5 protein-coding genes are annotated in these 13111 nt (G+C 44.0%); all 5 read right to left on the bottom strand.

The annotated features are described in order from the left end of the window. Positions 1-25: 25 nt before the first annotated feature. A complete protein-coding gene (locus EO132_RS06430) occupies positions 26-2242 on the bottom strand; it encodes an OmpA family protein (RefSeq protein WP_127137095.1) in 2217 nt (738 codons plus the stop codon). A gap of 15 nt (positions 2243-2257) precedes the next feature. Continuing rightward, complete coding sequence (locus EO132_RS06425) at positions 2258-3172, bottom strand: PorP/SprF family type IX secretion system membrane protein (protein WP_127137094.1); 915 nt, start codon at positions 3170-3172, stop codon at positions 2258-2260. 6 nt (positions 3173-3178) lie between these two features. Next, on the bottom strand, positions 3179-4420 hold the full coding sequence (locus EO132_RS06420; protein ID WP_127137093.1) for a gliding motility-associated C-terminal domain-containing protein: 1242 nt from the start codon (positions 4418-4420) through the stop codon (positions 3179-3181). A 129-nt stretch (positions 4421-4549) separates the two neighbouring features. Next, the gene (locus EO132_RS06415; protein WP_127137092.1) at positions 4550-9943 is read right to left on the bottom strand and encodes a DUF8202 domain-containing protein; all 5394 of its coding nucleotides are present in this window, start codon (positions 9941-9943) and stop codon (positions 4550-4552) included. Between the two features lie 13 nt (positions 9944-9956). After that, on the bottom strand, positions 9957-13111 hold a 3155-nt coding region (locus EO132_RS19200; RefSeq protein WP_164732290.1), incomplete at its 5' end, for a beta strand repeat-containing protein.

Here is a 13111-nt window from a genome sequence, read left to right as displayed (position 1 = left end):
CCATCAGTGGATTCCTAACCACAACTCATTCTACTTCATAAACCCAAAGCTTTTCCTGATAAACATTTTCTTTCAATCGATTTAATTCTTTTTTTGCTTCTTCAAAATTTTCAAAGTATCCCAAGTGGACATACAGAAAAGAATCTTTTCTAAAAGCACCTGGCCGCAATCCTTTGTATTGTAATTGAGCCATGAATGATTTGAAATACTTTTCCGTTTTAAAAGCATTTGCGATCAAATAGAATCCCTTCTTTACATCTTCTTCCAGTTGCCATTCATCTGCTTCATCATCACTGCTTTTTTGAGAACCGTTTTCCTCAAGATCAAAATGGGCATCATGGCCAATTATGAATTCCGTACGTCTATTGATGAGATGTTGCTTCTCGGAGCAATCATCTCGCTTACCGCAATCGTTCAACAAATACTTTTCTCCAAGCCCCACGTATTTCAATCGAGATGCCGGAATACCGTTTTCCACCAAGTAATCAAAGGTGGCTTTGGCTCTTTTCTCTGACAACTTCAGATTATAGGATGCCGTTCCCCTGCTATCTGAATGGGATCTTATTGAAATTTTGATGTCCGGGTGTAGTTCCAGTACCTGAACTATTTTCTCCAGTTCAACCATGGAATCATCCGTTAAGGAGTAGTCATCGAAATCAAAGTAAATCTTGTTCAAATTGAGCACATCCGATAAATCCGCATCGGTCTCTCCTGAAATGGATTTGAATGAACTCTTGTTCATCATAAGGTTAAGAGGGGACCCAAGTCCTTTGGGAACATATTTGTCAGTACTATCATACCCTTCCTTATCCACCCTGATGGTATAGTCCTCTCTGATATTTCTTATGAGATCATAGGTTCCTTTGGCATTGGTACGGGCACTTTCCAAGATATTGAGATTATCTTCCAATAAGGTAATCTTTGCGCCTTCTATAGGTTCTCCTGTTTTGGTATCGGAGATGATTCCCGAGAGTTCTTGTTCAAAAGCAGCTGTTACCGACTGCTTTTCCACAAAACCATGGATATTGTCCACTCCATCCCTATTGGAACTGAAGAACCCTTTTTTTGTCGTATCGTCCATCCAAAAACCGTAGTCGTCAAAAGGCCCATTGGTAGGCTCTCCTAGATTGTACAGTCCCTTTTTGGATGACCTAAGGTCTACATAGAAAATATCGTAGCCCCCTAGCCCAAAATGACCGTCAGAAGCAAAATAAAGACCGTAATCCTGTGTAATAAAAGGAAATGACTCCCTTCCTTTGGTATTGATGGAAGGTCCAAGATTAACCGGCTTTCCCAAACTACCATCTGCATTGATAACCACGGAATATATATCCGTTTCCCCAATGCCTCCAGGCATATCACTGACAAAATAAAGCATATTGCCATCTGGAGATAGTGTTGGATGTGCCGTTGAATAATTGTCTCCATTGATTGAAAGATCCTCTATTTGCTTCCATTTCCCATTGACATGGGTGGCCCTGTAAATTTTCAAATGGTCAACTTCCCGCTTTTTCCTTTCAATTTTTGGGGATGTATTGGTTCTGGTAAAATACATGGACAACCCATCCTTGGTAAGGGCCGGGGTAGACTCATGAAACTTTTCGTTTATGGTTCCTTTGATTGGTTTGGGTCTTCCAAATTCGAAATCCCCGCTCTTTATTCTTACCTCATAAATATCCAAAAAAGGATAGCTGCTCCATGTGTCTATGACCTTTGTACGGCCTTTGCTCCTGGAAGATGAAAAATAAAGATTGTCCCCTTGCACAAAGGTGCCAAAGTCAATATCATCCGAATTAAAGGGAATTGGAATTAAATCGACGCGGCCCGAATTTTTTGCTATGATTTGCCTGTAGTCCACCGAGGAAGCCAGGTCATCATCCAGTACACCCGATTTCTCCAAAAAAGTGTCATAGGTCTTAGCTGCCAAGCTATCATTGCCACGGGATTTCAATGTTTGAGAGTAACGAAGAAGATACTGAGGGTCTGAAACCTCATATTCATCAAAAAGTCTATGGTACCAATTTTCAGCCTCCCCATAGTCGCCATTAAAATAATATATATCGCCAAGTCTTTTGAACATTTCCTCGGATCCATATCCCTTTTTCGCCACTTGAAGATAGATTTCCTTTGCATCGATATAGTTCAATTGATCAAAATCCGCCGTGGCCTTCTCCAATTTAAGTTCTTGACCCATGGAAAGCGTTGCGCTTAAAATAAGAATAGCTTGAATTATTTTTTTCATGTGACTTTATGGGTTTTAGAAAAATCTAGGGGAAACCTTACCACTTCTTCTGTTCCAGATCATAAATCGTAAAAATATTTCGTGGGATCCCGAATTATACGTTGAAATTTCAGTGGTATCAAAGTCGTAGGCATAGCCCAACATAAGATCATCGCTCAATTGAAAACCTGCCATGGCACTAATGGAGGCATTCCAGCGGTAGGATGTTCCCAATATCAGTTTTTCATCCAGCATTACATTAGCGGAAATATCCAATGACAATGGAGATCCCGAAACCATTTTCAATAGCGCGGCAGGCTTGATCTTTATATTATCGCCAACCCCAAAAACATAGCCGGTTATGGTATATAGATGCAAGCGCTCCGAAGCGGTTGATACCGCTACCTGATCGTAGTGGTCCGTTTGCAGGACATTTGGGGAGGAGATGCCCAAATACCAGCGTTGGGAATAAAGGTATGCCCCCACACCGAACTGGGGCGAAATCTGATTTATGTTTTGGGAAAGGTCCACATCCGTTGGATCATATGTATTCAATCGATTGAAATCAACATCCAAGTTGGACATACCCGCTTTAAGTCCGAATGCCAACCTTACCCTTCGTAAATCCAAGGTATACGACATATCCATCACATAGGAAGATTCAATGGCGGGCCCTATCTCATCCCTGAGCACTGAAATGCCAAGTGCCAACCGGTTTCGTACCGGTCCATGGGCAGAAAAAGAAAGTGTTCGGGGGGCACCCTCCAAGCCAACCCATTGCGAACGGTAAGTTCCGCTTATATTCAGAGCGTTCCGACTTCCGGCGTAAGCAGGGTTGACCAAGACCGTATTGTACATATATTGTGTGAACTGTATTTCCTGTTGAGCGGATATCGTTCCGGATAACAACAAAAACAAAATGGAAAGGATAGGACTTACTCTTATCTTCATAATCAATTAATCATTCGTGTTTATATATAGATATCCAGCTCTTTTCTGCATTTTAGGGGTTCCTTCTCCACCTTCATAACTATAGCGCAGGACATAGAAATAAGTTCCTGCGGGCAATTTATCTTCGACCCGGTAGGTTGATGGCACTTGTGAGTAGCCTTGAAACACGTTGTCTGTTTCGTTATATCCCTTCGTCTCATATACCTTGGTGCCCCAACGATTGAAAATCACCAATTCATTATCTGGATATTTTGAAATACCATCTATGAAAAAGAAATCATTGGTCCCATCTTGATTGGGTGTAACGGAATTGTACACGACCAATCCCTCTGCGAGGACTTCCTCCTTTTTGACCTTTGCCAAAGTGAACATGCCATAGCCTGAAATCTCGGAAATCGTGGTAACGGTTCCCCTGTTTTCATCCACCACCCCACCTTCGTCCACCCAAAGGCCCAAATCGGAATCCCAGCGAACAATATGTATTGAAGAAGGGTCTTCAAGCAATTCTTGTGCCGTAGTGTCTTCATTCCATCCAAGGGTCAAGAAAACAAACTCTGCTCCTTCCAATGGATCCATTACCCAATATTCCTTGTCATCAATAAATTCAATAACCCCAACAGCAAGATCATGGGGATGGACATCATTACTATTGTCCAAGAAATACATGGCCGATATCAGGTCTGATGGATTGCCTGTTCCTGTAATTTCCCCATTACGGTGGTGGCCAAGGTGTCCAATCGGGTAATCAAATCCTTCTCCACCCGATTTTAGAACCGTTCCATCTATGAAACTGGTATTGGAAGCGCCCTCGTGGGTTGCTCCGATTTCAAAAACCACAACACCACCTTCTGAGCGGTTTTGAACTACACCGTTGATGAAATTGGAGTTCCCATTCAAACTCCAGGTAGCATCTACAATAATCTCTGGTGAATCACCGATCATATCGAATGCGGTATTGTATAATTCATACATCTGCCCCCCTGTAGCAAGCTGATTCACTTGTCCAACAAAATGCGTTGTGCCCGTATCCAGAGAGTAGGTCCAATCCCCCTCATTTAAAGTATTGCCCGAAAGATAGAGTTGACCATCATTGTAAAGCATTGCCGAAGAAGTGTTCTCGAGATTGTCCAGGACACTGACCTCCGTATCTGGCAAAATGGTCAACAAACCTGTATTGGAGGTTTGCCCCCAAATAAAAGAGCCGACACATAGTGCGACGAGCAATACCAAATTTCTCTTTTTGTCCATTTTATAATGTTTTTTAAGAGAGGATGGGGAAGGGAGGTTTCCCTACCCCCTTGCTCCTCTCTTGCCTAGCATTGGTATAACCACAGTCAAATTATTGTCAACCAAACAACATTTAAGGAACCATTGATGCTAGAATTTCATTGGTTTTTCTTCTCCTCCTTGAAAATATTTTCCATGTCTCATGTAGTCACCTGAACTTATGATTCCAAAAGTGAAATACTTGGACCCCTCAAAATTGAAAAAGGCTTCTAAATAGCTTCCGTTTTGAACTAAGGGAACACTTTGTACATTGAAGGTGAAATTTTCATCATCCGCTACCACTAAGGCCAAATCTGAAGCATCTACAAAACCATTGGCCAGTGCACTTGGGATTCGGACCAAGACCTCCTCGACCGAACCTGTTTCCACAATCAACCAGTTCCTTGTTAGCTTTTCGGCAAAAACCGGCGGAATTCCTGCATTTACCGCACTTGTACTACCATCGTTATTCCCCCAGACCAAAAAGCTACTTTCTGTATCAAAGGCATTGACATTGGAAACATTGTCGGCTTCTATCCCTTCCAGACCAATTGTTACCAAAGCATCCCCGTTAACCGATTGGGACTGTTTCTGATTCAAGGCCCAGCTATCATCACTACCAATACCCGCGATATCATTGTTGTACAAGGCATTGAAAGTCATATCCCAAAGCCGTGTTCCCGTTGAGCCATCCCAATTCCCTGCATAATAATCTTGGTTCAGGGTTATGCCATATTTGATGGCGAGATAGGAATAGACGCGTTCCTTTTCATAGGGTTCAAGAACCCGATTGTAAATGATGGCCTCATTGATAAAGCCGACATGATCATCTGAATATGTATTAGGTTCATTACCTAAAGCTATATAACCTTCGGAAGCAGCATTGGCCAATGGATAAATACCATCTGACATGACGGTAGTTTCCTCATTGTTCAATCCATTGTATGACATTAACGCTTGTCCAGGGTTTGAACCGTTGGTAACGGAGCTAAGTAAGATGTAGGGGGTGTTCAGGGTCAAAGCTACTGAATGTTCCACCGTGACAGGACTGCCCTCGGTCACCCGTATTTGCATATTTCCTCCAGCTCCTTGATACCCAAGTCCAGGACGATCATAACCTCCACCGACACTGATCGTGCGTCTTTCCCCTCCGAATGAGGTAGGTACGGAAACCGAAATCATGGTTACGGGGTCGGTTTCTTCTACAAAATTAAGGTGTCTTCCGTTCAAACGGTCATTCCCTCCATCAAAATTGCCTCCAGGGTTGAAATTCAAGCTGTTCTCCACATAGGTAGGTTGAGACCCTCCGCTCCCTTCAGAAAGGTCATACCCATTTCCGCTCATATCCATGATGCCGGACACTCCGGTTCCTTCGCCAGCGCTCGTAACCCCTTCATTGAACTTATACCATGCCGCAAGATTATTGATTACCCCTCCTGGAGAAGCAATAAAATAGCCTATCGTAAACAGATCCCCATCATTTAAATCTATGCCTGAAAAAACAGCCTTTCCGTCCACAACCGTACCGGCAACAACAGTGGCATTAGTGAAATCCCCATCCCCATCAGAATCTATATATAGCTCCGGGTCAATTGCTGATGGGTTGATGTCAAACGTTATGTTAAGGTTGGAAATAGCTCCTGTTTCTTGTACGCTCCATTCCCGTCCCATACGATAAACCGCAGAGGCACTAAGGGGCATGTCCGTGGTCTGTAATGAGGTGTCACCATCGTCATTCCCCCATAACAAAAAGTTTTTGTCAGCTGAAAAACTGTTGGTATTGGCCAAATTACTTTCGGCAATTTCACCCAAACCTATGGTTACAATGGCATCTTCATTTATGGATTTGGACTGTTTTTGGTTCAAAGCCGAAGTATCGTCTTGACCTATACCTGCAATATCATTTTTGTAGGTGGCATTGGTCGAGGCATCCCATATGACGGTGGTTCCATCGCTTGCCACATAATTTGCTGGGGTTGCTTGGTTGATGGTAATACCATACTTAAGTGCCAAATAAGAGTTTACCCTTAAACGTTCCGTTTCGGTAAGCACTTGGTCATATAAAATCACCTCACCTATTTTCCCATGAAATACTGCTCCGCTTACCGCACCAATATGCTCATTGCCGGCAGCTAGGTTAAAGCTGACCACATTACTGGCCGAAGTTGCCTTGAACTGTCCATTAAACTGGATGCCCCAATTATCGGTTTCACTGTAGGTACCGTATATGTTCCAATCGGAGGTTTGCACAAAATCCCCTACAATCCCTGACACGCCGGTCTTGCCATCGGAAATCGTATTATTGGCCGGGTTAAATCCCAACCTATTGTTGGTAAAGGAACCTTGATACAAGATGTTACCTTGGGTGTAGTGAAATCGCCGAGAATTACTTCCAAAATCATAGGGATGCCCATTGTTGCCCGATCCACTGTCATCTTGGACAACAGTTATGGCCTCGGCCGCTGTGTAACTGGTAACAAAAGGACTGGCAGAGAAATAAAAATAGTCGTTGCCATCAAATTCTATTACAGGATTGAAGTTTAAGGTATTGCTCAACAATGCCGGGTCGCCCGTAGGGATATCGGCAGACTTATCTGTCGGACTTTGATCTTCCCAGATTGAAACCGATGTGGTTCCTGTAACGCCCATATCTGCTCGAAGCCAAACATTCAATCCTGAAATAACACCTCCCGGTGCAGCAGCGGAATACCCTATGGTGAATATATCGCCATCATTCAAATCTATCCCATTAAAAGTAGCTTTGCCATTTAGCATAGAACCTCCTGAAATGACCATGGCATTAGTAAAATCCCCATCACCGTCCGTATCTACAAATAGTTCAATATCCTGGGCACTTTCAGAAATACCGTCAAAAGCAATGGTCAAATTATTTACACTGCCCGTCTCCTGTACTTTCCATGTTCTGGCCATACGGTAAAGCGCATTGGCTGTAATTGGCATTTCAGTATCTTGTATGTCCGTACTGGCATTGTTGTTCCCCCATAGCAAAAAGTTTTTGTCAGCTGAAAAACTGTTGGTATTGGCTGAATTACTGTCGGCAATTTCCCCCAAGCCTATGGTTACAATGGCATCGGCATTTACGGATCTGGACTGTTTTTGAGACAATGCAGAATCATCATCCCTGCCTATTCCTGCAATATCATTGTTATAACCAGCATTGGTTGTAGCACTCCATATAATTGAAGTGTCACTCGTTAAATAATCACTAATTGTTGCGTTAAAATCTAGCGTAATACCATACTTAATTGCCAAATAAGTATCAACCTGTCTTCGCTCTGTTGCTGAAATATTTCTGTTATAGGCTATATATTCACCGACTGTTCCTACAAACCCCCAATCATCTCCTCCAGTTCCCGTACCCCTATTGCTCCCAATGGTATATCCTCCAACAGGCGCCCCTGTTGATGCATGGGTAGCTACACCTCCCGTGTCTGCTCCATTGAACCCTTTTGTTATGGACACATCTGTAAATTTGTTATAGGTAATAGAAGGAATAGTTGTACTGAATCCACCACCAGGATTGTTATTATATCGTAGTGTACCACCAGTATTTCTAATAGTAATACTGCTATTGGTATTTAACCCAGGAGAATCCCAGTTATATCCGTTGATTGTAGTATTGTTTCGGCCAATATTAAAAAATCGAGTTCCCGTCATACCCTCTTTAGTGAGACTAAAGATGTCATAATTACTCGTGCCTAAAGTAATAGAAGTAATATTCCCTATTTTTTGATTGGTTGCTGTAAATTCAACAGCTTTATTAAAATTAAATAGAGTAGAACTACCATCAATAACAGAGGGCAATGGTACTGAGCCAAATTGGCTGGCATTATTGGATAGCGCTAAATCTTCCCATTCTGTTAATGTTCCTGTAGTGGAGGGTGTAGTCCCTATATCCGCACGAAGCCATAAACGAAGTCCTGCAAAAACACCTCCTGGTCCGATTGGAATAATATTAAAAACATCGCTAAATTCCGATGTTGAGCCGTTTGTATTATCAGTCAACAGGGCAGTCCAAAAACCGGTAGTATTCCCTCCGCTATTTACCGTAACCATATGACTTCCAGACGCAAGATTACCAACAGTTTGTATATAAGTGCGCCCATTATATGGTCCGTCCGATGCTTCATTGGTATAGAGTTCAACATCGCAGTCGGTACAAAAGTCCGGGAGTGTAAAACTTACATCGTAATTGCCTCCCCCAACATCCACAGAAGATGTTAGTATAGGCACATCCCCGTCCTCAAGTTCATAATCATTGTTGCCATTATTGGCTACATTGTCAATTCCGACCCGGTTGTTATAAAACGAGTTTTGGGAATAAAGCACATCATCCGCCTGTTCATTGTAAATACCTACATTATTATTGAAAAATGTATTATCGGTTATGCCAATATCCTTTGTTCCCCCATTGTTGTACAACCAGACACCATGGCCATTATTGGTCGTATGGTTGGAAAAGGTGTTTCCCGAAATCGAAAACTCCGTGGTTGCATTGGCCACATTGATTACCAAGCCACCCCTTGAATTATTATCAAAGACGCTATTCCGTATAATATTGTTTGTACGGGCATAATTGTTTTGAAACTCAATACCATCGTAACAATTGACAAACGAGCAGCCGTCAACTGTAAGATTATCTGCATCCAATATTCTGACCCCATCCACATCGGCCTCATTGATGGTCACATTTTCCAGTGTTACGCCCGATGCGGAATTTTGGAAATATATACCATAGTCCCCATCGTTGTCCGATTCAAAACGATCAAGGTCAAGGATGGAATTACGGATAGTGATATTGGTAGCTGCACCAACAAAACGAATGGCAATGGCACTGCCCCCCGAACCATTTTGATAATTGAACCCATCGATCAGAATGTTTTCAGCGGTCCCTGTAATTCGGATACCGTTCTGGCCAGATTGTGGATTATTGTGGGTAAAGTTCAAAACAGTCAAGTCAACTGCATTCCCCTCGAAATATATGGCTTGGTTGAAATAGTCCCCATCATTGTGGCGTGAGACGATATCTTGGATGGTAATACCCGAAGGATCGCCATCAAAACGAAAGGGTTCATAACCGGTATCCTGCAAAATGAATCCTTTGAAAGTAGCATTATCCCCTCCACCATTGGCCCAAAATATATTTCTGGTATTGTCGCCAGAACCTGCATCGATGATGATATCACCGTTGCCATCACCATCGATATCCCCATCTATGGTCACATCGGAAACCGTCAATTGCGGTAAGCTTGAGGATAATAAAATGGTCTGTCCACTCAATGAGGGGTCAAAATTGATCGTATGTGGTCCCGCTCCGGAAGCATTGACATCCAATAAAGCCTGTCTCAAGGAACCGGCACCCGAATTATTTACATTGGTCACTGTAAATATGGCTGCATCCGCCATTAAGGGCATCAGCAAAATAAAGATCAACAAAATCACCTTATACATTCCCACCACGATTTTCACCATAATATTCCACATGATCAGTGATGTTTTATTTGAGATAATTAAGGGTTATATCGCCTATCCTTACTTTTTGGTCCCCATCATTGGCTGCACTGGTCATCTTTAGTATTATGACAGCAGTTTGTCCAGCCCCCATGGAGGTGGGGCTAATCGATGTCGTTGTCCAATTTGTAGAAGATATTGGTCCGATAGTTCCTTCGGATGTTCCGTCCTCAAGGAACATTGATGCTGAGAATGTTGTGCTTCCTTGGGCCTGAAAATCAATTTCAATGGGCGTTGTTCCCCAATTTGCAAAATCATTGGGCAACGTAAATCTAAATATGACATCATAATCCTGTACCGTGGCCTCTGAACTTGACCATTCATAGTAATTCATATAGTTACCTGAAGCCCCAGTATTGTCGGAAGTCAAAACTCCAATATTGTCCGTTCCATCTGCATATAATGTAGCTCCTGCATACTCTGCACTATATACTTCTTTTACCAATGGATTGATATAGGCTCCTCCATCCGATCCCACCTTGATGGCATTACCATTCACAGGTTCTTCACTTACTACATTCAATAATTCCCCGGAATTGACAACATCATCAGTATTCCCTGCCTCATCGGTAAATGTGATTATCCCTGTTGTATTATCCTGGGAAACCATGGTAATCGTTTCATTGATATCATAACTTGTTCCATCAGCTTCTGTTACGGTCGCCACTTTATTTCCGACTATCAAATCAGTAATATCAAAACCATCCACATAGGATTTGTTTGTGGCATCCGATCCTGCCACGGGAGCTGTAAGGTTTGTGATTGCATTTGAACCCATATTCAAGTCTCCAGCCATAGTATCACCTGAAATATTCACATATCTTGGATCATATAAAGCGGCATTGAAGGGGTCAATTTCCACCCAACTTGTTGTGTCACTATCATATATATATGTTCGGCCGACTTGGCTTGCATCAGCAGCAGAGCTATTTACTATGTAAATATCACCTTCATTAGGTGTACCTCCTATTTCATTCACATCAATATCTGCAGTTGTTGTCGTTGGGCCGGTATACACATTGCCCACGGGTATTGCAACATTACCATCTGAATCCGGAGCAATATTGTTTACTGATTTCACCCGTCTTTGGTAAAGCCATTGCGAACCATCCCAAAAAATTCCAGAGTTTGGGTTTGTTGTACTAGCCAGCATTGGAAGCGTAATTTTTTGGGTCAGGTCCACACCTGTACCATCCGTGATGTTCAAATTGACACCGCTTAGACTTAAATCTTGATTATCTATGTCCATAGCGTTCAAGTCCAATTCCGTGGGATTTCCATTCTCATCGTTATACGTAATCGTTCCCGCACCCCCATCTTGTGATATCGAGGTTACGGTTTCCAAGGAAGTTACAGCCGTTGTAAGGTCAATATCGGTCACAGACCCATTCTCACCTCTATAGGTTATCGTACCGTCCCCATTGTCCACCAAAGTTGTCAGGGTCTCCAATGTTCCAACAATGGTTGCTAAATCAATATTGGTGCCGACACCGTCCTCATCGGTATAGGTCAGGGTTCCATCCCCATTATCCACCAAGCGGGTCAAGGTCTCCACGGAGGCAACTATATTATTCAGGTCTATATCCGTTGGCACACTATACTCATCTGTATAGGTAATGGTGCCATCCCCGTTGTCTACCAACTCCGTAAGGGTCTCCAATGTCCCAACGATTGTTGCTAAATCAATATTGGAACCGACACCTTCCTCATCCGTATAAGTAATGGTACCATCTCCGTTGTCTACCAACTTCGTAAGGGTTTCCTGCGTAGCGATGTCCGCCAATGGAACGCTCAATGCGTTGTTATCGCTGTCCTCGATCACAAGGTCGGTGCCCACTATCGAAAAGGTGCTGTTCGTCGTATTGGTATCGACCCCCGCCGCGATGTCCGCCAATGGAACGCTCAATGCGTTGTTATCGCTGTCCTCGATTACTAGGTCGGTGCCCACTATCGAAAAGGTGCTGTTAGTTGTATTGGTATCCACCCCCGCTGCGATGTCCGCCAATGGGACCACCGCCGTGTTGCCTCTCTCAAGTGCGATGCTCAAATCCGTGCCGACGATGCTGAAGTCCGTCACCGTTTGGTTGTCAGTGTCCACTCCTGCCGCGATGTCCGCCAATGGAACGCTCAATGTGTTGTTATCGCTGTCCTCGATAACCAGGTCGGTGCCCACTATCGAAAAGGTGCTGTTGGTCGTGTTGGTATCCACCCCTGCCGCGATGTCAGCCAATGGAACGCTCAATGCGTTGTTATCGCTGTCCTCGATCACTAGGTCGGTGCCCACTATCAAAAAGGTGCTGTTCGTTGTATTGGTATCGACCCCCGCTGCGATGTCAGCCAATGGGGCACTTACCGTATTGCCCTCGCTGTCCTCGATAACAAGGTCGGTGCCAACAATCGAAAAGGTGCTGTTGGTCGTGTTGGTATCCACTCCTGCCGCGATGTCAGCCAATGGGACCACCGCCGTGTTGCCGCTCTCAAGGGTAATGCTCAAATCCGTGCCGACGATACTGAAGTCCGTTACCGTTTGGTTATCCGTGTCCACACCCGCTGCGATGTCAGCCAATGGGGCACTTACCGTATTTCCCTCACTGTCCTCGATCACAAGGTCAGTGCCCACTATCGAAAAGGTGCTGTTGGTCGTATTGGTGTCCACTCCCGCTGCTATGTCAGCCAATGGGGCGCTCACCGTATTGCCCTCACTGTCCTCGATCACTAGGTCAGCGCCCACTATAGAAAAGGTGCTGTTGGTCGTATTGGTATCCACCCCCGCTACTATGTCGGCCAATGGGGCGCTCACCGTATTTCCCTCACTGTCCTCGATCACTAGATCGGTGCCCACTATCGAAAAGGTACTGTTCGTTGTATTGGTGTCCACTCCCGCTGCGATGTCAGCCAATGGGACCACTGCCGTGTTGCCGCTCTCAAGGGTAATGCTCAAATCCGTGCCGACGATGCTGAAGTCCGTTACCGTTTGGTTATCCGTGTCCACACCCGCTGCGATGTCAGCCAAAGAAGCACTCACCGTATTGCCCTCACTGTCCTCGATTACCAGGTCCGTGCCCACTATCGAAAAGCTACTGTTCGTTGTATTGGTATCCACCCCCGCAGCGATGTCAGCCAATGGGACCACCGCCGTGT

Origin of the sequence: Flagellimonas oceanensis (genome assembly GCF_003992595.1) — a bacterium.
GTDB lineage: Bacteria > Bacteroidota > Bacteroidia > Flavobacteriales > Flavobacteriaceae > Flagellimonas > Flagellimonas oceanensis.
Note: the sequence above shows the minus strand (reverse complement) of the source record. Positions and strands in the feature narration are given on the sequence as shown.